General features: G+C 70.0%; 25 protein-coding genes. 15 read left to right on the top strand and 10 right to left on the bottom strand.

Annotation, left to right across the window (positions count from 1 at the left end):
* Nucleotides 1–108 precede the first annotated feature (108 nt).
* Nucleotides 109–1401 carry a GNAT family N-acetyltransferase gene (locus ACIRHA_RS40635; protein WP_403856460.1) on the top strand — a complete coding sequence of 431 codons (1293 nt, stop codon included), beginning with the start codon at nucleotides 109–111 and terminating at the stop codon, nucleotides 1399–1401.
* Nucleotides 1402–1471: 70 nt separating this feature from the next.
* Here ACIRHA_RS40635 and ACIRHA_RS40630 read toward each other — a convergent pair whose 3' ends face one another.
* A complete protein-coding gene (locus ACIRHA_RS40630) occupies nucleotides 1472–1657 on the bottom strand; it encodes a hypothetical protein (protein ID WP_403856459.1) in 186 nt (61 codons plus the stop codon).
* 165 nt (nucleotides 1658–1822) lie between these two features.
* Between ACIRHA_RS40630 and ACIRHA_RS40625 the strand changes: the two genes are divergently transcribed.
* Nucleotides 1823–2800 (top strand): winged helix-turn-helix domain-containing protein, encoded by a 978-nt coding sequence (locus ACIRHA_RS40625; RefSeq protein WP_403856458.1) that lies wholly within the window; start codon nucleotides 1823–1825, stop codon nucleotides 2798–2800.
* A gap of 35 nt (nucleotides 2801–2835) precedes the next feature.
* On the opposite strand, the gene ACIRHA_RS40620 is transcribed toward ACIRHA_RS40625, so the two are convergent.
* Nucleotides 2836–3027: a hypothetical protein gene (locus ACIRHA_RS40620; RefSeq protein ID WP_403856457.1), complete on the bottom strand. Its 192-nt coding sequence runs from the start codon at nucleotides 3025–3027 to the stop codon at nucleotides 2836–2838.
* A gap of 214 nt (nucleotides 3028–3241) precedes the next feature.
* Here ACIRHA_RS40620 and ACIRHA_RS40615 point away from each other — a divergent pair, with 214 nt between their 5' ends.
* From ACIRHA_RS40615 to ACIRHA_RS40605, 3 genes are all read left to right on the top strand, one after another.
* Nucleotides 3242–4129 (top strand): winged helix-turn-helix domain-containing protein, encoded by an 888-nt coding sequence (locus tag ACIRHA_RS40615; RefSeq protein WP_403856558.1) that lies wholly within the window; start codon nucleotides 3242–3244, stop codon nucleotides 4127–4129.
* Entirely contained in the window at nucleotides 4078–4932 is an 855-nt protein-coding gene (locus tag ACIRHA_RS40610) for an HAD family hydrolase (protein ID WP_403856456.1), read from the top strand. Before ACIRHA_RS40615 ends, ACIRHA_RS40610 begins: the two co-directional genes overlap by 52 nt.
* Nucleotides 4933–5030: 98 nt before the next feature.
* The gene (locus tag ACIRHA_RS40605; RefSeq protein ID WP_403856455.1) at nucleotides 5031–5918 is read left to right on the top strand and encodes a winged helix-turn-helix domain-containing protein; all 888 of its coding nucleotides are present in this window, start codon (nucleotides 5031–5033) and stop codon (nucleotides 5916–5918) included.
* Here ACIRHA_RS40605 and ACIRHA_RS40600 read toward each other — a convergent pair.
* A complete protein-coding gene (locus tag ACIRHA_RS40600) occupies nucleotides 5909–6100 on the bottom strand; it encodes a hypothetical protein (protein ID WP_403856453.1) in 192 nt (63 codons plus the stop codon). The two genes, ACIRHA_RS40605 and ACIRHA_RS40600, sit on opposite strands and share 10 nt — an antisense overlap.
* Before the next feature lie 160 nt (nucleotides 6101–6260).
* On the opposite strand from ACIRHA_RS40600, the gene ACIRHA_RS40595 reads away from it, so the two are divergent.
* From ACIRHA_RS40595 to ACIRHA_RS40565, 7 genes are all read left to right on the top strand, one after another.
* Nucleotides 6261–7139, top strand: a complete 879-nt coding sequence (locus tag ACIRHA_RS40595; protein ID WP_403856451.1) for a GntR family transcriptional regulator — start codon at nucleotides 6261–6263, stop codon at nucleotides 7137–7139.
* Between the two features lie 161 nt (nucleotides 7140–7300).
* Complete coding sequence (locus ACIRHA_RS40590; RefSeq protein ID WP_403856449.1) at nucleotides 7301–9457, top strand: phosphotransferase; 2157 nt, start codon at nucleotides 7301–7303, stop codon at nucleotides 9455–9457.
* Between the two features lie 24 nt (nucleotides 9458–9481).
* Nucleotides 9482–10384 (top strand): hypothetical protein, encoded by a 903-nt coding sequence (locus tag ACIRHA_RS40585; protein WP_403856447.1) that lies wholly within the window; start codon nucleotides 9482–9484, stop codon nucleotides 10382–10384.
* 24 nt (nucleotides 10385–10408) lie between these two features.
* On the top strand, nucleotides 10409–11035 hold the full coding sequence (locus ACIRHA_RS40580) for a TetR/AcrR family transcriptional regulator (RefSeq protein WP_403856445.1): 627 nt from the start codon (nucleotides 10409–10411) through the stop codon (nucleotides 11033–11035).
* Nucleotides 11036–11131: 96 nt separating this feature from the next.
* Nucleotides 11132–11548 (top strand): helix-turn-helix domain-containing protein, encoded by a 417-nt coding sequence (locus tag ACIRHA_RS40575; protein WP_403856443.1) that lies wholly within the window; start codon nucleotides 11132–11134, stop codon nucleotides 11546–11548.
* Between the two features lie 22 nt (nucleotides 11549–11570).
* Nucleotides 11571–12188 (top strand): hypothetical protein, encoded by a 618-nt coding sequence (locus tag ACIRHA_RS40570; protein WP_403856441.1) that lies wholly within the window; start codon nucleotides 11571–11573, stop codon nucleotides 12186–12188.
* 117 nt (nucleotides 12189–12305) lie between these two features.
* Nucleotides 12306–12644 carry a DUF2516 family protein gene (locus ACIRHA_RS40565; protein ID WP_403856556.1) on the top strand — a complete coding sequence of 113 codons (339 nt, stop codon included), beginning with the start codon at nucleotides 12306–12308 and terminating at the stop codon, nucleotides 12642–12644.
* 72 nt (nucleotides 12645–12716) lie between these two features.
* On the opposite strand, the gene ACIRHA_RS40560 is transcribed toward ACIRHA_RS40565, so the two are convergent.
* The 3 genes from ACIRHA_RS40560 to ACIRHA_RS40550 all read right to left on the bottom strand — a co-directional run bounded on the left by ACIRHA_RS40560 (nucleotide 12717) and on the right by ACIRHA_RS40550 (nucleotide 16510).
* Nucleotides 12717–14123, bottom strand: a complete 1407-nt coding sequence (locus tag ACIRHA_RS40560; RefSeq protein WP_403856439.1) for a PP2C family protein-serine/threonine phosphatase — start codon at nucleotides 14121–14123, stop codon at nucleotides 12717–12719.
* 321 nt (nucleotides 14124–14444) lie between these two features.
* The gene (locus ACIRHA_RS40555; protein ID WP_403856437.1) at nucleotides 14445–15527 is read right to left on the bottom strand and encodes an NlpC/P60 family protein; all 1083 of its coding nucleotides are present in this window, start codon (nucleotides 15525–15527) and stop codon (nucleotides 14445–14447) included.
* Nucleotides 15528–15700: 173 nt separating this feature from the next.
* Nucleotides 15701–16510, bottom strand: coding sequence for a class I SAM-dependent methyltransferase (locus ACIRHA_RS40550; RefSeq protein ID WP_403856435.1), 810 nt, complete (start codon nucleotides 16508–16510; stop codon nucleotides 15701–15703).
* Between the two features lie 169 nt (nucleotides 16511–16679).
* Here ACIRHA_RS40550 and mshA point away from each other — a divergent pair, with 169 nt between their 5' ends.
* Both mshA and ACIRHA_RS40540 read left to right on the top strand, forming a co-directional pair.
* Nucleotides 16680–18023 (top strand): D-inositol-3-phosphate glycosyltransferase, encoded by a 1344-nt coding sequence (gene mshA / locus ACIRHA_RS40545; RefSeq protein WP_403856433.1) that lies wholly within the window; start codon nucleotides 16680–16682, stop codon nucleotides 18021–18023.
* On the top strand, nucleotides 18016–18516 hold the full coding sequence (locus ACIRHA_RS40540) for a YbjN domain-containing protein (protein ID WP_403856432.1): 501 nt from the start codon (nucleotides 18016–18018) through the stop codon (nucleotides 18514–18516). The genes mshA and ACIRHA_RS40540 overlap by 8 nt, the downstream gene beginning before the upstream one ends.
* A gap of 57 nt (nucleotides 18517–18573) precedes the next feature.
* Here ACIRHA_RS40540 and ACIRHA_RS40535 read toward each other — a convergent pair whose 3' ends face one another.
* The 3 genes from ACIRHA_RS40535 to ACIRHA_RS40525 all read right to left on the bottom strand — a co-directional run bounded on the left by ACIRHA_RS40535 (nucleotide 18574) and on the right by ACIRHA_RS40525 (nucleotide 20429).
* A complete protein-coding gene (locus tag ACIRHA_RS40535) occupies nucleotides 18574–18765 on the bottom strand; it encodes a hypothetical protein (RefSeq protein ID WP_351337851.1) in 192 nt (63 codons plus the stop codon).
* A gap of 68 nt (nucleotides 18766–18833) precedes the next feature.
* Nucleotides 18834–19112 (bottom strand): hypothetical protein, encoded by a 279-nt coding sequence (locus tag ACIRHA_RS40530; protein WP_403856430.1) that lies wholly within the window; start codon nucleotides 19110–19112, stop codon nucleotides 18834–18836.
* A gap of 30 nt (nucleotides 19113–19142) precedes the next feature.
* On the bottom strand, nucleotides 19143–20429 hold the full coding sequence (locus tag ACIRHA_RS40525; protein WP_403856428.1) for an MDR family MFS transporter: 1287 nt from the start codon (nucleotides 20427–20429) through the stop codon (nucleotides 19143–19145).
* A gap of 135 nt (nucleotides 20430–20564) precedes the next feature.
* Between ACIRHA_RS40525 and ACIRHA_RS40520 the strand changes: the two genes are divergently transcribed.
* Nucleotides 20565–21326, top strand: a complete 762-nt coding sequence (locus tag ACIRHA_RS40520; RefSeq protein ID WP_403856426.1) for a phosphoglyceromutase — start codon at nucleotides 20565–20567, stop codon at nucleotides 21324–21326.
* A 328-nt stretch (nucleotides 21327–21654) separates the two neighbouring features.
* Here ACIRHA_RS40520 and ACIRHA_RS40515 read toward each other — a convergent pair whose 3' ends face one another.
* The gene (locus tag ACIRHA_RS40515; RefSeq protein ID WP_403856424.1) at nucleotides 21655–22032 is read right to left on the bottom strand and encodes a nuclear transport factor 2 family protein; all 378 of its coding nucleotides are present in this window, start codon (nucleotides 22030–22032) and stop codon (nucleotides 21655–21657) included.
* Nucleotides 22033–22155: the final 123 nt, after the last annotated feature.

Genomic DNA, 22155 nt, shown 5'->3' with positions numbered 1-22155 from the left:
GGCTATTTACAGCCCCGCCGGCGATTGAGGCGCGGGGGCCGGGGCGGAGCCCCGTGGCGTGGGGGGAATTGGGGCAACACGGACGCGGGGCCCGCCTAGCGTGAGCGCATGAGCAGCAGTGACACCACCCCCACCCCCGGCGCAGCCATAGACGTCCGACCCGTCACCGAGGACGAGCTCGCCGACTGGTCGCGCGCCCTCAACACCGGTTTCCTGCGCCCCCCGACCACCTCCCCGCAGACGGTCGCGAAGCGCCGCGCCCACTTCGACCTCTCCCGCACCCGCGCCGCCTTCGCCCCCGCCGGAGGCACCGGCACCCGGCAGGTCGCCACGTTCCGCTCCTTCTCGCAGCAGCTCACCGTGCCGGGCGGCGCCACCGTCCCCACGGACGCGATCACCAACGTCACCGTCAGCCCCACGCACCGCCGCCGCGGACTGCTCAGCCGCATGATGGCGGCCGACCTCGCCGAGGCGAAGGAGCGCGGTGACGTCGCGGCGACGCTGATCGCGGCGGAGTACCCGATCTACGGACGGTTCGGCTTCGGCCCCGCTGCCACCGCCACCGTGTGGGAGGTCGACGTACCGCGGACCGGCCTCGACCCCCGCTGGGCGGGCCCGGACGACGGCGGCCGCGTGGACCTGGCGGACCCGGAGGAGGTGCGCAAGGTAGGCCCTGAGCTGCACGCGCGGCTGCGCGCCCGCGTCGCCGGTGTCGTGTCGCGGGACGAACATTGGTGGCAGCACAACACCGGCCTGTGGCCGGCCCCGGAAGACCCGTGGGCGGAGCCGTTCTACGCGGTGTACCGCAACGCGCGCGGCGAGGTGGAAGGACTGGTCGACTACCAGGCCGACGACCGCTGGGGCGATGCCAAGCAGCCGCTGAACACGGCGCGGGTACGGCAGTTGATCGCCGTCACCCCGGCCGCCGAGCGCGCCCTGTGGACGTATGTCTGCTCCGTCGACTGGATCACCACGGTACGGTCCGGGCTGCGCGCCCCCGACGACCTGTTGCCCCACCTGCTGCCGGACCCGCGCGCCGCCCGCATCGTGACGCAGGCCGACTTCCTGTGGGTGCGGATCCTGGACGTCGCGGCGGCCATGGAAGCGCGCTCGTACGACACCAGCGGCGAGGTCTCGTTCGAGGTGCTCGACCCCGCGGGGCTCGCGGGCGGGCGGTTCACGCTGACGGCGGCGCCCGGCGAGGCGGTCTGTTCGCCGGGCGCCGCCTCCCCCCAACTCACTTTCGGTGTACGTGAGTTGGGGGCGTTGTGGCTGGGCGACGAGTCTGCGGTGCGGCTCGCCGCCCTGGGGCGGATCGTGGAGCACGAGGAGGGCGCCGCCGCGGGTCTCGGTGCCTTGCTGCGGACCGCGCGGCGGCCGTGGTGCCCCGACGTGTTCTGAGCCGCGACACCGTTCACGTACGACGTACTGACCGACCGGGCTCCCGGCTCCCCTCCGGAAGGGAGCCCGGTCAGCCGCTCTGGGCGAGCAGCATCACGAGGATGACGGCCCCGATGCCGCTGATCACGGTGTTCTTGGCCTTGAGGCCGATGGAGAGAACGATGAAGGCGATGATGCCCATCGGCCCGTACTTCCACTGGATGAGCTGCTCGAACCCGATGGCGAGTGCGGCGACGACGATGGCGAAGAGCGGCATTGTCCTACCTCCTTCAGGACCTGTGGTCCTAGTGGTCACCAACTTCAGGTCCCCCGACCATGTCCGGGAAGTTGGTCACCAACTCAAAGGTAGTTATCTCCATTGAAGGGCGGCTCATAACCACCTTCACGTCAACTCCCCAAAGATGGCGGGAAGTTGTAGGGTTTGGTTGTGAGTGGGGAGCATGCCGCCGTCAACGGACGGCCCAGGTCACAGCGGGCGCGCAACACGTACCGCGAAGTGGCCGACGCGCTGCGCGACCGGATCACGTCCGGTCGCCTGAGTCCCGGCCAACGGATGCCTACACAGGCACAGTTGGCGGGCGAATTCGGTGTGGAGCGCTCCGCCGTACGCCAGGCGCTGCGCATTCTGCAGTCCGAGAACCTGTTGGTGAACGCCTCGAAGGGCAGCCCGCCCACCGTCGCGCAGCATCCGCGGCCCGCGCTGCTCGGTCCCGAGGCGCAGCCGCAGTCGACGATGGTGACGCTCGCTCCGCGCATCGCCGAGGCCTTCCAGAAGTCCGACGTGGAGATCGACGCCCTGTGCCTGACGGCGGTCTCGCTGACGCTCGCGATGGGCGAACCGTTGCGCCTCATCCACGAGGGCCGTACGAAACCGGCCAGGGTGCGGGTCCGGGTGCTGCTGCCGAGCCGGGACATCGACCTCGCGTTCCCCGCGCCCGCGCCGCCGGCCCGCGAGCCCGCGTCGTCACGGGCGGCGGAGGCCTCACGGGTGGCCGAGGCCACGCGGGTGGAGGCGGTGATGGGCGGCAGGCTGCGGCGCGACTGGCTGGCGCAGCGCAACGCGCAGGGGCAGGTGCTGCGCCACAATCTGCTGGCCCTGCGGGCCACGCACAACATGGACGTCACGGTGGAGTTCCGCGCGCTGCCGTTCACGCCCCCGGTCAAGCTCTACCTGCTCAACAGCAACGAGGCGCTGTTCGCGTACTACACGCTGTCCAGACGCGGCGAGCAGATCGACCATGAGCGGGTGGACGTGTACGACGCGCAGGGCGTGCGGCAGATGCTCTTCGCGTTCGAGCACGGGGCGGGGCTGCGGGACACGACCTTCGTGGAGCAGTCCCACCTGTGGTTCAACGGCCTGTGGAACACGATCAGCCAGGACCTGACACTGAGCTCATGACGTGGTCCCGCGACAGGCCCTCGGTCCCGTCGCGGTCACTGCAGCGCGGGCCCGGCCACCGTGAGCGCGAGCAGCACGCCGCCCAGCGAACTGCAGGTGGCGTTCCTGGCCTTGGCGCCGATGGCGAGCAGGAGCAGGCCCGCGAGGCCGGCGGGGCCGTAGTGCCACTGTGCGAGCTGTTCGAAGGTGATCACGACCACCGCGGAGAGGAGGCTGAGAACGGACATGGTGGTTCCTCCTGCTTCGGCGTTGCTTCGCTGATGGGCCTTACTTGGTCTCCTTCGCTGCCACCATTGGCCACCTTCCTCCAAGTTGGCGACCAACTGCATTGGAGTTGTCCCCACTTGGTCGTGGTATATAAACAAGAGGGCGACAACTCCCACCAAATCAAGGGGAGTTGCGCCGTTTGGTCGGGACCCAGGGGAGCAGGGCGTGGCGGACATGGCAGACGCGACACTGAACGGCAGGAGAAGGCTCACGGCCCCGGAGATCGCCGACCAACTCCGCGAGCGCATCAGGGCGGGCAGCCTGAAGCCGGGCGACCAACTGCCCACGCAGGCCACGCTCGCCGATGAGTTCGGCGTCGAGCGCGGCACGGTCCGTCAGGCGCTGCAGCTCCTGGAGACGGACGGCCTGCTGAGCAAGCGCAGCAAGGGCAGCCCGCCGCGCATCGCACCGGGTACCGCCGCGCGCGACGAGCCGCAGCCCTCCATGGTCGCCCTCGCCCCGCGCCTGGTGGTGGCCTTCCACGCGGCACACGTGCGTATCGACGCGGTCTGCATGACCTCGGAGACGCTGATGCTGGCGCTCGGTGAGCCGCTGCGCCACATCCACGAGGGCCGCATCCGCCCCGAATCCCTCGACGTGCGCATCCTGCTGCCCAGCCGGGACATCGACCTCGCCTTCCCGGTGCCGGTCCCGGACGGCAGCGACGGAATCGACCGCGACGAGTCGGTCGCGGTGCACAACCGATGGCTCGCGCAGCGCAACGCGCAGGGCCAGGTGCTGCGCCACAACCTGCGCTCCCTGCGCTCCTCGCACGACATCGACGTGCGGGTGACCTTCCGCGCCCTCCCCTTCACCCCGCCGGTCAAGCTCTATCTGCTGAACCAGTCCGAGGCCCTCCTCTCGTACTACATGGTCACGCGGCGCGAGGAGGAGATCGACAACGACACCAAGCTGGAGATGTTCTCGGCCACCGGCACGCAGGCGCTGCTCTTCTCCTTCGAGGAGCGGGCGGGCCACCGCGACCGGACGTTCGTGGAGGAGTCGCAGAAGTGGTTCGACGCACTCTGGGAAACCATCACCTCCGACCTGACACTCTCCTAGTGACTTCAGAGACGACGAAGCAGACTGTTCCGGTGGCAGAAGAGACCGAATCAAGCCGGGAAACGACCGAACGCCGGGAAACGACCGAACAGGGCGACGCACGCGAGACGGGCACTCTGGCTGAGCTGATCACGGGGGCCCACCATGTCCTCTTCGACTTCGACGGGCCGATCTGCCGGCTCTTCGCGGGCCGCCCGGCGGCCGGGATCGCGCGGGAGCAGGTGGACTGGCTGGACGCGCAGGGCCTGGGAGACGTGCTGACGGCCGAGGAACGGGCCGACGTGGATCCGCACGCAGCCCTGCGCCGTCTCGGTCGCGCACGGCCGGACAGCGATCTGGTCCTGGAGATGGAGAGCCGGCTCACCGAGCAGGAACTGCGCGCGGTCGGCTCGGCCTGGCCCACGGAACACGTTGACCCACTGATCCGCACCTGGACGGCGGCCGGCGCCCGCCTCGCGATCACCACCAACAATTCCGCCGAAGCGGCCCGCCGTTACATCGCGAGCCGCGGCCTGTCCGGCTGCTTCGAACCGCACATCTACGGCCGCACCCGGAACCTGGCCCTCCTCAAACCGGACCCGTACTGCCTGACCCGCGCCATGTCGGCGATGGGCGCGGCGCCCGGGACGACCTTGATGATCGGCGACGCGGTGACGGACCTGGACGCCGCACGGCAGGCGGGTGTCGCGTTCCTGGGCTACGCGCGTCGTTCCCGCAAGGAGCGCGCACTGCGGGAGGCGGGGGCCCAGCAGGTGACCGCGACCCTGGAGCCGATCATCGACATTCTGCGGGGCCGCGGCTGACCTGCGGTTCCCTCGCCCGCTACGGCAAACCGGGTGGAGTTGGCAGCCAACTGCCGTAGAGTTGTGCGAACTTGGTCGGGGGGTGAGGGGAGATCGTCGTGGCGAACGCGAGCGCGGAGAACGCCCCCAGACCCACCGCAGAGGAGATCGCCGACACCCTGCGGAAGCGGATCTACGACGGTGAGCTCAGATCGGGCGCACGCCTGCCGACGCAGGCCGCGCTCACCCGTGAGTTCGACGTGGAGCGGGGAACGGTCCGCAACGCGCTGCAACTGCTGCGCTCGGACGGCCTCTTGACGAACACGGGCAAGGGCAGCCCGCCCACGGTGTCCCGCCCCGAGCGGCCGCCCCTGCCGGGCGCGCAGACGGCCCGCAGCATCCTGGGCCCACGCCTGGTGGCGGCCTTCGAGGCCCCGCACGTCTACGTAGACGTGGCCAGCCTCACCGGAGAGACCCTGGTGACGGCCCTCGGGGAGCCGCTGCGGAAGGTGTACGAAGGGGCGCTGCGACCGGAGTCCGTACGGGTCCGGATGGTGGTGCCCAGGCTGGGCGAGGACGTCGACTACCCCGCGCCGTCGGCGGGCTGGGGTCACGACGACAAACTCGACGAGGCGGTCAGGCGCCGCGGCCGCATCCAGTGGACCTCGCAGCGCATGGTGCTGGACAACGCCTTCATGGGCCTGCGCGCCCACGGCATCGACGCGAGCTTCGAGTACCGCTTCGTCTCCGGCGTACCGACCCGGAAGGTGTACCTCCTCAACCGGCAGGAGGTACTGGTCGGCCACTACGTCCCGGACCGCTTCGAGCGGGAGATCGACGACAACGAGGGCGGGGACACGGTGGAACTCGTGGACGTGGAGGGGTTCGAGACGGGGATGCTCGCCTTCTCCCGCACCACCGGCCAGGACCAGGCCGCCTTCGTCGACGGCGAACAGGCGATGTTCGACGGCCTCTGGGAGCACGTGGCGCGACGCCGTCAGACCTGAGTGAGGGCGAGGAATGCCAGCCCGGCCCCGGTCAGTGCCCAGGCCCTCGACCTCCGCTCGGCCGACAGGAACAGGGTGAGGGCGGCGAGGGCCACGAGGCCGGGGCCCCCGTACCTGGACTGGACGAACTGCTCCAGGCCGTAGCCGAGCACGGTCGCGAGCAACTGCGGTATCGGATTCACGGATCCCCACCCTTCAACTGCCATACCAACCAGTCCAATTGGACTGCTGGACTTGGATTGGTCTTCCCCGGCCGGGCAGATCGTTAATCAACCCCGGGAAATAGCAGGGAAGTTGACTGAATCTGGGTTGTCGTTGGGCTGGCGGCGGTACGTTCCTTCCATGGCGAGCGGTTGGACTGGTGGTGTTGGCGGCACAGCGGTGTTCCGTGTCGTGGAGGAGCTGCGCACCCGTATGGCCGGGGGCTTCTATCCGCTCGGTTCCCCGCTGCCGTCCCAGCGGGCGCTGGCCGACGAATTCGAGGTCGCGCGGGACACGGTGCAGCGGGCCCTTGGCCAGTTGCGCGATGAGGGCTGGGTCGAGTCGAAACGGGGCAGTGGCACTCGCGTCGTACGGGCGCAGGAGGCCCAGTCGTACACCGCGCGGGCCGCGATAGAGGGCCGGGTCACGCTGCGTGGATTCTTCGACGAGGCGTTCGCGAATCCCGAGGTCGTGCTCGACGTGTACACGCTGACGTCGGAGTCCCTCGACATGCAGGTGAAAGGCCAGATCGAGCGGATCAGGCTTGGCGAAGTGGAGCCCCGGAGCATCGCCATCCGGATGCTGCTGCCCGACGAGTCGCTGGATCTGCCGTATCCGCGAGCCGTGGACGACCCGGACGGTCAGCTGACCGCCGCATTGAAGGAACGGTTGCTGGGGATCACGCGGCGGCACAGCTCGTCGATGCAGGCGGAGCTGCGGCAGCTGGAGGCCGAGGGGCTCGTGGAGGCCACGAGCATCGAGATCCGGCACGTGATGCTCACGCCGACGTCGAAGCTGTACCTGGTCGGCGGCGAGCAGGCGCTGCACGGCCCGTACGAGGTCATCGAGCGGCCGATCGTCCTCGACGACGAGGTGACGGTCCAGGCGGTCGACGTGCTCGGCCTCGGCGCCCAGCTCACGCACTACGTCAAGGACGGCAACCCTGACTCGCGGGGGTCGGTCTTCATGAAGAGCTGGCAGTCGTGGTTCGACTCGGTGTGGGAGCACTTGGCGTACTGAAGGCGAACTGAGCCAACCGGAGTTCGAACGCCTTACCCCTGTGCGTGTGTGTTTACACCCCTGATACCGCTCAGTCTGCTCACTCCGGTCGTGAGAGTCCCGCGCGGGGTCTACTGTGTGGCCCTGTTACGGCCCGTTGCATGAGTATTCAGGAGCGGCCTGTGGGCGCAGTCTGGCGCCGAGTCGTGGGGCGCGCGCAGCGCAGTGGTGAGCAGATCAGTGGTCACCACAACCTCAACCACGTAGTGCGATTGACCGCCGAGGAAGCCCGGTCCCTCTGCCGGCCGCTCGGCTCCCGAGTGATGGTCCGACAGCGCAGGGACGATGTGGCCCCTGTGGTGATCAGGACCTGGCTCGACGAGCGGGGGGTCCTGGAGGCGTTGAGCGGACACGGCGGGCCCGTGCCGCAGCGCCTGGCACAGTTCGAGGACGTGGCCATCCACAGCTACCTGGAGGGCACGCCGCTCTCCAGCATCTGCCGGAACGGGAAGCCCGTCGACCCGCTGCTGATCCAGGCCTTCGCGGAACTGCTCGCGGGTATGGCGAGCGTGCCCGAGGTCTCCCTGCCGTCCCGCCCCGAGCACTGGCCGAAGGACGGCGACAGCAGGGGATTCCTGCGCATGCTGATGACGCAGGCCGAAGAACAGATCCGCCGGTCCAACTGGCCGGATTTTGGTGGGCTGTTCGTAGCACTCGGCGTGCCGGAGAACGCGCTGAGGCTGCACAAGCTGTGGGCGCCGAAACTGACGCCCCGCCCGTTCCAGCTCCTCCACGGGGACCTGCACCGGGGGAACGTCATCGTCACGCACGACGGCGATCCGCTGTTGCTGTTGGTGGACTGGGAGCTCGCGACGTACGGGGACCCCCTGCACGACCTTGCCGTGCACCTGGTGCGCATGCAGTACCCCGAAGAACAGCGGAACGAGGTGATCGACCAGTGGCACAAGGCGATGTGGTCCGTCCGCCCCGAGGCGGTCGCGGGACTCGAATCCGATCTGAGGGACTACATCGACTTCGAGCACGCCCAGTCCGTGTACCCGGACGTGATCCGGGCGGTCGACTCCCTCGGCGAGAGCTTCAGTCAGAGTGACCTGGAGCGGGCGGTCAGCGAAGTGCACCGCGCGCTGTCCGTGGCCCAACGTCCGCTGAGACTGCGCAATGTGCTGGAGCCGTCCGCGATCGAACCGCTGCTCTACCGGTGGCGGGTGGCGAGGGGCGGACGGCACCGCGGCAAGGTCTTCTCCAAGTCCATCCACTGGGAGCCGGACACACGGCTGACCCTGCCGGACGACTTCGGCGTGGAGGATGTCGAGGAGGCTCTGTGGGCGGAGGGGGTCGCTCCGGCCTCGCACGTCTTCAAGGGGACGGCCCACCTGGGCACGTTCGTCGACGTACGGGGATTCGGCCGGGTCATGGTGCGCCGAAAGGTGGGTGCGGCCACTCCGATCGAGCCCAGGTTCCTCAAGGAGCACGAAGTGCTCCGGGCGATCGAGGAGTCGGGCGCGGAGGTCAGCGTTCCCAGGGTGCTGGCGCTCGGGACGAGCGACTTGAAGGACCAGTTCACGATCCAGTCGTACGCGGGTCACCACCGCGCCCGGGGCGGGCCCCAGCATCCGGAGCACGGTCTGCTGCCCGGCGAGGTGATCGACCTGGTCGACCAGCTGTGCCGGCTCGCGCAGGCCGATCTCCAAGTGCAGAGTCAGGACATGGACGGGCTCAGCTTCTACCCCTGGATGTGCCGTCAACTATGTTGTCTAGTCAGCGAGTTGGCGCCGGAGTCGAAGAAGCTGGCAGCCCTGCTCGGGCTTCCGGGCGAGGACGAGTTGAGTAAGCAGTTGCTGGGGCACCGCGTGGAATGGCGCACATATGGGCTCCTGCACGGCGACCTGAACCCCTGGAACCTGGTCCGGCGCGAGGGGCGGATCGGCCTCACGCTCATCGACTGGGAGATGGCCATGGTGGGGGACCCGCTGTACGACCTGGTGCGGCACATCCACCTGACGCCGACCACGCGAGAGGTCCGGGACCGGATGTACGCGCGCTGGGCCAAGCGACTGCCGGCGAAGTTCACCCAAGGCTGGCAGGACGACGTCCCCGTCTACCAGGGTCTCGAAGTGGTCCGCTCCGCCTACGTCGACCTGGACCGCCTGGTCACCGGCTCCGGTCTCGACGCCCCGAATGTGAAGCGGGCCGTGGGCTCGTACACGACGACGCTCCGCAAGGCCCTGGCCTGGCTGAAAATGCCCTCGGGATCGCCACGTGCGTCCAACCCGTACCTTGCCCTGGCCCTGCCACACGCGGACCATGAGGTGAGGTAGCGGGTCGTCGGGGGAGGACTGCGCATGTCGAGTGGCCGGGGCAGTGGTGCGGGGGACGGCACGGGTGGCAGAGGAGGGGTCGGCCGGGCGCTGCGCAGGTTCCAGCAGCGTGTCGAGCCACCAGTCGTACGGATCCTGCTCCTGGTCGTCTTCGTCACCGGGCTGACCGCTCAGTTCGTCACCCCGCTCGGGGACGCTCTGGAAGGCAAGGCGTACCTCGGCGGCGCCCTGCTCAGCCTCGTCGCCTTCATCCTGTACGACGCGCTCAAGGAGCTCACCGCCGCCAGCAGGCTGCCCGCCCGGATGGAGGCGAACTCCCGGAACCTGGGCAACTTCGTGGCCGACGCCTTCGAGTCCCGGCGCGTGGAGATCAGCTTCTTCGGCTACACGGGAGAGACGCTCTTCAACGAGCTGTACCACCGGCTCGAACGGCTGCAGGACGCACCGGGGCCCACAAGGCAGGTCACGGTGCGCCTGATCGTTCCGGACTTCTCCCAGCCCATGAACGTACCGGCCAGAGTCGGAGCGGACGGGGTGGCGCAGGACGCACCGGAGTTCCGCCGCCGGATCGAGCGCAAGTGTCAGGAGTACGACCAGATACTCGCGGGCCTCGCGGCCGGTCTGACCCGGCTGGGGCACGTCGAGGTGGACTGCGAGTACCGGGTCGTCTCCGGGCCGCCGCTGCACAAGCTCTGCGTCTTCAACCGCAAGCGCGTCCTGCACGGCCTCTACGACCTTTCTTCCCGGATGTCGATCGAGGGGCCCGAGTACTACGACCCGAAGGGGTACGACACCGACCTCACGGTCCTGGCCGCCGAGCGCCGGCCGGAGGACGAACCGGCCGTCGGCCAGTGGGTCAAGCACTTCGACGACCTGTGGGAGCTGGTGGCGCAGGTGCCGGAGTGGCGGCGGCGGGCGGCGGCCTGAGCGGAGGGACGTACCCTCCTCCCCATGACCGCCCGCGCCCCCGGCCTCCGCGAACGCAAGAAGCAGCGCACCCGGCAGACCCTCTCCGAGACCGCTGTCCGGCTCTTCATGGAGAAGGGGTACGACAACGTGTCGGTGGCCGAGGTCGCGGCCGCGGCCGAGGTGTCGAAGCCGACGCTGTTCCGGTACTTCCCTTCCAAAGAGGACCTGGTGCTGCACCAGTTCGCGGACCACGAGGACGAGGCGGCGCGCGTGGTCGCGGGGCGGGGCGAGGGCGAGTCGCCGCTGGCCGCGCTGCGGCGGCATTTCCTGGACGGGCTGCGGCGCCGCGACCCGGTCACCGGCCTGTGCGATCACCCGGCGGTACTCGCGTATCAGCGGCTGCTGTACGGGACGCCGCAGCTGGTGGCGCGGCTTTACGGATACCAGGAGCGGTCCGAGCGGGCGCTCGCACAGGCGCTCGGCGGGACGGCGGTGCAGGCGCGGATCGCGGCCGGGCAGATCGTCGCCACGCAGCGGATCCTCGCGGAGGAGAACGTGCGGAGGATCGTGGCCGGCGAGGCGGCCGACGAGCTGGAGGCGACGGCAGTGAGCACCGCCGAGCTGGGCTTCCAGCAGCTGGGGGAAGGAATCGGGCGGCATTTCGGGTGACAGGCAAGGGCGCCGCCGTACTGTTTCCGTGTCGGGTGGAACACTTTTGCAAGCGGGTGCTTGCAAAAGTTAGCGTGGGTGCGGCACCATGCACGTATGGCATCGCTCAACGTCGGAAGTCTCGGCGAATATCTGCGCGAGCAGCGTCGCAACGCGCAGTTGTCGCTCCGTCAGCTCGCCGACGCCGCCGGAGTGTCCAATCCGTACCTGAGTCAGATCGAGCGCGGGCTGCGCAAGCCGAGCGCGGAGGTTCTGCAGCAGGTGGCCAAGGCACTGCGGATCTCGGCGGAGACGTTGTACGTGCACGCCGGCATTCTCGACGCCGAGCGGGAGCGGACCGAGGTGGAGACGCGCGCCGTCATCCTCGCCGACCCCTCGCTCAATGAGCGTCAGAAGCAGGTGCTGTTGCAGATCTACGACGCCTTCAGGCACGAGAACGGCAGCGGCGCGGACGACGAGCACGGCGGCGACGAGCACGACCAGGGCGATGCCGAGCCCTCAAGCAGCAGTTGATGTGATCCGGGAGGACCACGCCATGGCCATCAAGGACGACCTGCGCAAGACCCTCACCGACCCGACCCCGCTCTACTTCGCCGCCGGCACCGCCGAGTTGGCGTACCAGCAGGCCAAGAAGGTGCCGGGGATCGTCGAGCAGCTGCGGAGCGAGGCGCCCGCCCGCTTCGACTCCGTGCGGCAGACCGACCCGAAGGACGTGCAGGAGAAGGCGACCACCCGCGCCAAGGAGGCCCAGGCCACCCTCACGGCGAAGGTGAACGAGCTGGTCGCGGGCCTCGACACCGACCTGAAGAAGTTCGGCGAGAGCGCCCAGGAGTTCGCGCTGCGCGGCGTCGGCTACGCGGCCGAGGCCGCCGTCAAGGCGCGCGAGACGTACGAGAAGGTCGCCGAGCACGGCGAGGAGGCCGTGAAGTCGTGGCGCGGTGAGGCCGCCGACGAGATCGTCGAGCTCGCCGAGGCCGTCGAGCCCGACCCCGAGCCGGAGGCCAAGGAGGCCGACGTCAAGGAGGCGCCGGGCGCCGACGCGGACAAGCCGGGTCCCGCCAAGAAGACCGCGGCCAAGAAGACCACCGCGACGAAGAAGACGGCCCCCGCGGCCAAGAAGACCGGCTCCGGCTCCACGCCGCCTGCCAAGTAGCGGCTACGCCGACGGGCCGGGCACTTGCTGAGTGTCCGGCCCGTTGTGCGGGTACCGTGGCGGGCAGGTCCTTCAAGAACTGTTCAAGAAGACGATTCTGGTGGTGGCGTTGTGCTGATGCAGGGGTTCGCCAATGTGATGTGGCTGCTGAGCATGGCGTTGATCATCTTCAGTGGCTTCGCGTTCGTCGACGCCGCCATCCGGCGCGAGGACGCCTACCGCGCGGCCGACAAGAAGACCAAGCCGTTCTGGCTGATCATCCTCGGGATCGCGTTCGTCGTGAACCTGCTGTTCCCGATCATGTCGTTCCTGCCGATCATCGGGCTCATCGCGACCATCGTGTACATGGTGGACGTGCGGCCCGCCGTCAAGCAGATCAGCGGTGGCGGCGGGGGCTCCAAGGGCCGCGGCTCCAGCAGCGACGGACCGTACGGTCCGTACAACGGCGGCCGCTGACCGACCCGTTCGGCCCGGCCCCGGCACCCGGCACCAGCACCCGGCCGCCGCACCGCGGCCTCCGCCGGCTCCTCACCGGTCCAGCAGCAGTACCGCCACGTCGTCCGTCAGATCGCCCCCGTTGAGATCGCGCACCTCGTTCATCGCGGCCTCGAGCAGCCCCTCGCCGGTCAGGCCCTGCGCCCGCCGGCGGCGGATCATCTCCACCATCCCGTCCTGGCCGAGCCGCTGCCTGCCCTGGCCGATCCGGCCCTCGATCAGGCCGTCCGTGTAGAGCATCAGGCTCCACGAAGGCCCCAACTCCACCTGCATGCGCGGCCACCGCGCCTTCGGCAGCAGCCCGAGGGCCGGGCCGTTGTTCTCGTACGGGAGCAGGACCGCGGGGCGGCCGGGGGTCGCTATCAGCGGTGCCGGGTGGCCCGCCAGACACAGGCCCGCGCGCCGGCCGTCCGGCGAGATGTCGACCGTGCACAGCGTCGCGAAGATCTCCTCGTCCGCGCGCTCGTGCTCCAGGACCTGCTGGAGGGTGGAGAGCAGTTCGTCGCCGCACAGGCCGGCGAACGTCAACGCCCGCCAGGCGATCCGCAGTTCGACGCCGAGCGCCGCCTCGTCGGGGCCGTGCCCGCAGACGTCGCCGATCATCGCGTGGACGGTGCCGTCGGGCGTGCGCACCGTGTCGTAGAAGTCGCCGCCGAGCAGCGCGCGTGAGCGGCCGGGGCGGTAGCGGGCGGCGAAGCGCAGCGGCGAACCGTCGAGCAGCGGCTTCGGCAGCAGGCCGCGCTCCAGACGGGCGTTCTCCTGCGCGCGGAGCCGGGACTCGGTGAGCCCCTGCTGCGCGATGTCGGCACGCTTGCGCTCGACCGCGTAACGGATGGCCCGGCCGAGCAGCCGGGAGTCCAGCTCGTCGCGGAGCAGGTAGTCCTGCGCGCCCACGCGGACCGCCTCCGCGCCGCGCTCGGCGTCGCCCGACGTGGTCAGGGCGAGCACGGCCCGGCGCGGGGCCAGCCGCAGCAGGTGCCGCAGCGTCCGCAGCTCGTCGTGGTGTTCCGGCTCCGCCCTGTCCGGCTTCGAGACGGGCAGCGCGAGGTCCAGCAGGACACAGCTGACGTCGTCGGTGAGCAGCCGCTCGGCCTCGGTGAGGTTGCGCGCGGTGCGCACCCGGATCGGCTTGCCCGCCGCGTCGGGCACCTCGGGAATGCTGAGGGAGCCCGCCGGGTCGTCCTCGATGACCAGGATCGTCAGGCCGGTGGCGTCACGGTCGGCGGGTGCCGACGCGTGAGCGGCGTCGTCGGACGGCGTCTCCTGGTCGCGCTCGGCGCTCTGCGCGTCGTTCTGTACGGCGTTGGCGTTGGCGTCGGGACGGTCGGTGGTCGGCCGCTCGTCCTGCGGGTCGTACGTGTCGGTCGTGGTGCGCGCGTCCTGAGCCTGACCACTTTCCACGGCCGGGATGGCTCTCTGCCGCGGTACGGGTACGGGCATCGCTTCGGTTTCCTTCCCTCCCCCCGAGGGCACGGCGGGACGAAGGTCCTCGGCCCACCGACGGGGACCTTAGCGTTAGCCGACGCCCGAACGGAATGGTGAGCGGCGAAGGGCCGGAGTCATATGCCGCTCCCCGCACCGGAATTGGGTGGGTTCCGTCCCTGGTCGGGCGGGTCGAAGATGACGAAGGTCACGCCGGGGCGCCGGAACCGCGGTGTCCCGCGTGGGGTAGGTCACGTGGGACACGTCACCCGTCCGGGCCCATGTCCGACATTCGGCCCTCCGGCGATCCGGCCCTCCGGGCTTCAGGCCACCCGGGCCTCAGGCGTCGGGCCTGACCACCCCGAGCATCGCCATGGAGCCCGCGCCCGCGACCGTCACATTCCGCCCCGGACGGGGCGCGTGGATGATCGCGCCCTTGCCTATGTACATCCCGACATGGCTCGCGTCGTCGTGGTAAATGATCAGGTCGCCGGGCCGCATGTCCTTGATGGCGATGTGCTTCAGCTGCTTCCACTGCTCCTGCGACGTGCGCGGAATCGGCTGCTTCGCCGACGCCCACGCCTGCGAGGTCAGGCCCGAGCAGTCGAACGACTTCGGGCCCTCGGCGCCCCACACATACGGCTTGCCCAACTGCTCCGACGCATAGCGCACGGCCTTCTTGCCGGCCGCCGACGCCTTGCCGTCGATCTCCTTCAGGACGCCCGAGGAGAGCCATTCCGTCTGCGCCTTCTGCTCGGCCGCCTCCTCCAGCTGCCGCAGCTGCTCGCGCTCCTTCTTGGCGAGCTTGTCCTCGATCTTCCGCGCCGTCTTGATCTGCTTCTCGATCCGCTGCTTCGCGGCGGCCTTCTTCTTGCGCCCCTCGTCCAGCGCCTTCCACTTGGCCGAGGCGGCGTCCGCGTACGCCTCCAGGTCGTCCTGGGTCCTGGTGAGGCGGGACATCAGGTTCCGCGTGGCCTGCTGCCCCTGGTAGGCGCGCCCCGCGTTGTCGAGGAAGCGGCTCGGGTCGCCGGCGAGCATGAACTGCGTCTCCTGGGAGATCCCGCCGTTGCGGTACTGCTCCCGGGCCGCCGCGCCCGCCCGGCCCTTGAGGCCGTCGAGCTCCTGCTGGCCCGCGGCGATCTTCCGGGCCAGCTTCACGATCTGGTCGGACTGGTCGGCCGCCTTCTCCTCCGCCGCGTTGTACTCGTCGGTGGCGACCGCGGCCTGGTGGTACAGCTTGTCGATCTTCTTGCGGATCGACTCAAGCTCCTTGACTCCGGGGGAATTCGACGGTGATCCGGGGGAACTCGACGGTGATGGGGAGGGGGACGGCTCCGCGTACGCCAGTCCCGCCGGCGTCAGTACGGTCACGGCGCACACGAACGCCAGGGCCGCCACCGTCGTCGTGCTCCGCTTGCTCATCCGCTTCCGCCCCCACAGCCGAGACAAACCTGATGGACCGTCAGTAAGTCGAGCGCTCCGGGGATGGTGCCATGCGCGCCCCGAATCCGACAGACCCCGGCGCGGTACGGCAACTGCCCCGCACCGTTCGACGAACGAGGCCCCGAGATCGTTCCCTCGACTTCCGCCGCGTCTCAGCCGCCCGTCGAAACCCGCCGCGGCGCCAACGCCCCCCACGTCACGGTCACTTCACCCTGCCGCCAGCGCCCCGGCCTGTCCACCACCGGCCAGTCCGCCGAGAGCTCCCGCACCGCCCGGATCCAGCGCTGCCGCGCACCGTACGAGGCGTAGGGCGCGGCCGACGCCCACGCCCGGTCGAAATCGCGCAGGAAGGCGTGCACCGGCTCACCGGGGACATTGCGGTGGATCAACGCCTTGGGCAGGCGTTCGGCCAGGTCGGACGGGGTGTCCAGAGAGCCGAGCCGGGTCGCGAACGTCACGGTGCGCGGGCCTTCGGGGCCGAGCGCGACCCACACGTGCCGGCGCCCGATCTCGTCGCAGGTGCCCTCCACGAGGAGGCCGTCCGGCGCGAGTCGCGCGCACAGCCGCTGCCACACCGCGGCGACCTGCTCCTCGTCGTACTGCCGCAGCACGTTCGCGGCGCGGATCAGGAGCGGGGGAGTGCTCAGCGGCACCTCGAAGCCGCCGTGCCGGAACGTGAGCCCCTCGCGTTCGTACGGCTTCGCGGCGGCGACCCGCGCCGGTTCGATCTCGATGCCCACCACGCGCGCGTGCGGCGCCGCCCCGCGCAGCCGGGTCAGCAGTTCCACCGCGGTCCAGGGCGCCGCGCCGTAGCCGAGGTCGACCGCCACCGGGTCGTCGGCGCGACGCAGCGCGGGGCCGTGCACGGCCGCGATCCAGCGGTCCATGCGGCGCAGCCGATTGGGGTTGGTAGTGCCTCGCGTCACGGTTCCCACGGGGCGGGAGGAGGGGCGCGGGCTCATGCGTAAGAGGGTATGCGCTGCGCCCGGCGCGGCTTTGGTTGAGACCCGCACGGTAATGATTCGGCAAAGTGGAAATGGAGCGGCCGACTCCGGCGTTGCCGCCTTGGAAGGGGGCCTGTGCCCTCCGGTCGTCGTGCCCGCAGTAAGCCCACCAAGGAGGGCCCGCCACGTGAGCCAGTACGTGACCAGGTTCCGCCGCTCCGGGGCTGCTCCGGCCCTGCTGCGGTTCCCCGGTGCGCATCGCCGCCCCCGCCGCGTCGCGATGCTCAGCGTGCACACCTCGCCCCTCCACCAGCCCGGAACGGGCGACGCGGGCGGCATGAACGTCTACATAGTGGAGCTCGCCAAGCGGCTCGCGGCCATCAACATAGAGGTCGAGATCTTCACCCGCGCCACCTCCGGAGGCCTGCCGCCCGAGGTCGAGCTCGCGCCGGGCGTCCTCGTACGACATGTGGACGCGGGCCCCTACGAAGGTCTTGCCAAGGAGGACCTGCCCGCCCAGCTCTGTGCCTTCACACACGGAGTCATGCAGGCGTGGGCGGGCCACCGCCCCGGCTATTACGACCTCGTCCACTCGCACTACTGGCTGTCCGGGCAGGTCGGCTGGCTGGCCGCCGAGCGCTGGGGCGCGCCCCTCGTGCACGCCATGCACACCATGGCCAAGGTCAAGAACGCGTCGCTCGCCGAGGGCGACACCCCCGAGCCGGCCGCCCGCGTCATCGGCGAGACCCAGATCGTGCGCGCCGCCGACCGCCTCATCGCGAACACGGCGGAGGAGGCCGACGAGCTGGTCCGCCACTACGAGGCGGACCCCGGGAACGTCGCCGTGGTGCACCCCGGCGTGAACCTGGACCGCTTCCGCCCCGCCGACGGCAGGGCCGCCGCCCGAGCCCGCCTCGGCCTGCCCCAGGACGCCCTGATCCCCCTCTTCGCAGGCCGCATCCAGCCCCTGAAGGCACCCGACATCCTCCTGAAGGCCGTCGCCGTCCTCCTCGACGAGCGCCCCGAACTCCGCTCCCGCATCGTCGTCCCGGTGGTCGGCGGCCCCAGCGGCAGCGGACTCGCCAAGCCGGCGGCGCTCCAGAAGCTCGCCGCGCGCCTCGGCGTCGCGGACGTGGTCCGCTTCCAGCCGCCGGTCGGCCAGGAGGCGCTCGCGGACTGGTTCCGCGCCGCGTCCGTCCTCGTCATGCCGTCCTACAACGAGTCCTTCGGACTCGTCGCCATAGAGGCCCAGGCCGCGGGTACACCGGTGATCGCCGCGTCCGTGGGCGGCCTCCCCGTAGCCGTGCGCCACGACAAGACCGGCTTCCTGGTCGACGGCCACGAACCCGCCCACTACGCGCGCGTACTCCGCGAGTTCGCCGACCACCCCCACCTGGTCGACACGATGGGCGACGCGGCCGCCCGCCACGCCCTCTCCTTCGGCTGGGACACGGCGGCCTCCGCCACGGCGGACGTCTACACGGCAGCGATGCAGGCGAGGCGCCGTCACGTACCCTCGCACCATGGCTGACCAGCGACAGGCACACGACGTCATCGAGTCCACGCTGAAGGACGCCGAGCTGGAGTGGGAGAGTCCGGAGGCGGGCTCGTACGTCGTGAAGCTGCCCGGCACCCGCAAGCTCTCGACGACGCTGTCCCTGCGCGTCGGCCGGCACAGCCTCTCGCTCAACGCCTTTGTGATCCGGCACCCGGACGAGAACGAGACCGGGGTGCACCGGTGGCTCCTGGAGCGCAATCTCCGCCTGTACGGCGTGAGTTACGCGGTCGATCAGCTCGGCGACATCTACCTCACCGGGAAGCTCCCGCTAGCCGCCGTCACCCCCGACGAACTGGACCGTCTCCTCGGCTCGGTCCTGGAGGCGGCGGACGGTTCCTTCAACACGCTCCTCGAACTCGGCTTCGCGAGCGCGATCCGCAAGGAGTACGAGTGGCGGGTGTCGCGCGGCGAGTCGACGCGCAACCTGGACGCGTTCACGCATCTGACGCGGCGCCCCGCCAAGTAGGCACTCCGGTGGGCCGGTTGAGCGCTGCTTGAGCGCTGCTTGAGTGTTAGTTGAGCGCTAGTTGAGCGCCACCATCCGGACCACCGTCACGGTCAGCACCGAACCGGAGACGTAATAGAGGACTATCGCCCCGCCGACCGTCGCCTCGCGGCGGTCGCGCTCTCCGGAGACCGTGGTGGAGCCGTGGCCGTAGGGGTCGTGGGAGAGGGTGCGGGCCATCTCGTCGCGGAAGGCGTCCGGGTTCGCCATCTTGGCGAGGGTGTCGTCGGCGGGCGGTGCGTAGGCGACGCGGCAGGCGGCGCGCCTGCGTCTGCGGCTCACGCCGGGCCCCGCCTCTCCGCCTCGTCGCGGGCGAGCCTGGCCAGGATCGCGTCGGCCTCGGGGTCCGGAACCGCCTCCAGCATCCAGTGCCGCATGACGGCGTGGATCTCGCCGACGCCCGCCGCGTTGATCGCCTTGTCGAACTCGTGGCGACGGTTCGGGTCGAGCGCGGCGCGGATCGCCGGGATGCTGTTGGGGACGTCGACCTCTACGCCGCCCACCAGCGTTCTGGGCGGTTCGTCAGTTCTGGAGGAGGTCCTTGGGGGTTCGGCCATGTACGGTCACGTACCCGCCGAACTGCCCGGTCAAGCCGGGCTGTTCTCCGCCGCCACGGGAGCCGCCACGGGAGCCGCCGCGACCGGTGCCTCGGCCGGTGCCGAGGGCTCCGTGTCCGACAGTCCCCGCATCAACACCCAGTAGCCGATCGCCGTCACCGTGCCGAGGGCCGCGCACCCCGCCCACAGCCATCCGGCGCCCGCCGAATCGATCACCCAGCCGCCCGCGAGCGGGGCCACGAGGGCCGCCGCCGACCACGACATGGTGTAGACGCCCTGGTAGCGGCCGCGCCCTTCGGCGGGGGAGAGCCGGGCCACGAGCCCCGACTGCGTAGGCGCGTTGATCATCTCGCCGAGCGTCCACACCACGACCGTGAGCGCGTACGCGACGAGCGATCCGGCGATGGCGGTGAGCGCGAAGCCGTACCCGATGAGGAGCGAGGAGACGGTCAACAGCCGCCCGGGATCACGCCGTTCGATGTACCGGGTGAGCGGGATCTGCAGCGCGACGATCACGACACCGTTCACGGCGGCGACGAGCCCGACGTCCGAACTGCTGAGCCCGTTCTCGCCCATGACGATCGGCAGCCCGACCGAACTCTGCGTGAACACGACGGCGACCAGGAACGAAAGCCCCACCATCAGCATGAATCGGCCGTCGCGCAGCACGGTCCCCATGGTGACCACCGGGCTCGACGGCGCGCCGGGCACCACCGTGCTCGTCGGCCGCGACTCCTTCACCTTCACGAAGACGACGCAGGCGCAGGCGAGCGTCATGGCCGCCTCGACGAGAAACCCGAACGTATAGCTCTGCGCGACGAGGAAGCCGGCGTACGCGGAGGAGACCGCGAAGCCCAGGTTGATCGCCCAGTAGTTGAGCGAGAACGCCCGCACCCGGTCCTCCGGGCGCACGATGTCGGCCATCATCGCCTGGATCGCGGGCCGCGAGGCGTTCGACGCGAGGCCGAGGGCGAAGCCGGTGACCGCGATCCACGCCGGGTCGCGTACGAAGGCGAGCGCGGCGACCGTCGCCGAGGTGGCGAGCTGCGCGCCGAGCAGCGTCGGCCGCCGCCCGAGCCGGTCGGCGAGCACCCCGCCGAGTACGGACGCGATGACACCGCCGAGCCCGATCAGCGAGGCGACGAGCCCGGCGTACGCGGCCGAGAACCCGCGCGAGGCGGTCAGGTACAGCGCGAGGAACGTAAGAACGAAGTTCCCGAGCCGGTTGACGAGGGTGCTGGTCCACAGCCACCAGAATTCGCGCGGCAGTCCGGAGACGGACTCCTGGGCGGCACGTCTGAGCGAGGCGACTGACATGGGTGCATCCCCCGAGGCCGATGTAAGTGGTGCTGAAGGTTTACGTAACTTACGCGTCGGGTAGTGGTATCGGCCACTCAATTGACGGGGACCGTCAATCGGCGGGCGCCGGACGGGTCGATTAGGCTCGGCCCCATGGCCGACGCACCGTACAAGCTGATCCTCCTCCGCCACGGCGAGAGCGAGTGGAACGCGAAGAACCTGTTCACCGGTTGGGTGGACGTCAACCTCAACGAGAAGGGCGAGAAGGAGGCGGTCCGCGGCGGTGAGCTGCTCAAGGACGCCGGCCTGCTCCCCGACGTGGTCCACACGTCGCTCCAGAAGCGCGCGATCCGCACGGCCCAGCTCGCGCTGGAGTCCGCGGACCGCCACTGGATCCCGGTCCACCGCAGCTGGCGCCTGAACGAGCGCCACTACGGCGCCCTCCAGGGCAAGGACAAGGCGCAGACCCTCGCCGAGTTCGGCGAGGAGCAGTTCATGCTGTGGCGCCGCTCGTACGACACCCCGCCGCCGCCGCTGGACCGCGACGCGGAGTACTCCCAGTTCGAGGACCCCCGCTACGCGACGCTCCCGCCGGAGCTGCGCCCGCAGACGGAGTGCCTCAAGGACGTCGTCACGCGCATGCTGCCGTACTGGTTCGACGGCATCGTCCCGGACCTGCTCACCGGGAAGACGGTCCTGGTCGCGGCCCACGGCAACTCGCTGCGCGCCCTGGTCAAGCACCTCGACGGCATCTCCGACGCCGACATCGCGGGCCTGAACATCCCGACCGGCATCCCGCTCGCCTACGAGCTGGACGCGGACTTCAAGCCGGTCAAGACGGGCGGCACGTACCTGGACCCCGACGCGGCCAAGGCGGCCATCGAGGCGGTCAAGAACCAGGGCAAGAAGAAGTAGTTTTCGCGATCATGCCTCCCACCTGCGCAAACGGCGCGGATGGGAGGCATTTTTTGGCCGCGGACTGGCCGCCGGGATGCGGCGTCGGTACGCCGACGAGCCGTCCACGCTCAGGACTACCTCGCGCACCTGCGCGACCTGGGCAACGCGAAGCCCGGTTTCCTGCCGCGGTAACGCCTGGTAGCCCACACGCGGTGAGCGGCCAGCGTGCCCCCTCGGACCCCGGAATCCAGTCGATTCCGGGGTCTCGCGTTTGTTGCAGGGAGTGGAGTAGGAGCAGCCTTCGGCCGGCAGCGGGCCACCGAGAGCTACTGCCGACTTTGCCGCCTCAGGAGGCGGGCGGCTCGATCTCCCCCGCGAAGACGATGACCTGGTCGATGAGGCTCCGTCGCAGATGGACGATGTCCGTTCCGGCCAGGCGGGGGCCTCCATCAGGCGTGGTGAACACCCACTGGTACCGGGCCCATTCGTCAGGCATGTCCACCGCCGAGCAGCGCACCATCGTGCCGGCCCCCGCCGGGTGGCGCCGGATGTCCAGCACGAACCGCTCGACCGCCGCGATCCCTTCGCTGCGACCCAACGGCCCCCAGAAGACCACGTCTACGGTCAGGGCCTGGGAGAGCAGGGCAGTCACATACCTGTCGTCCGAGGTGTTGAACGCGGAGATGAACGTGTCAATCGCGGAGCGTGCGGTCTCTTCCTCCATACCCCAGTAATACCAGCCGTTTCGCGTGCACTCGTCCCGCGGGCCGCCTTCCGACCACGGTGAACCATCCCGGTCACAGGACTAGCGTGACTGCTAGAGCCAGAGGGCCCTGGCCCTGGCGCC

Origin of the sequence: Streptomyces sp. NPDC102360 (assembly GCF_044766085.1) — a bacterium.
GTDB lineage: Bacteria > Actinomycetota > Actinomycetes > Streptomycetales > Streptomycetaceae > Streptomyces.
The sequence above is the reverse complement of the archived record's forward strand: the minus strand, read 5'-3'. Positions and strand labels throughout refer to the sequence as shown.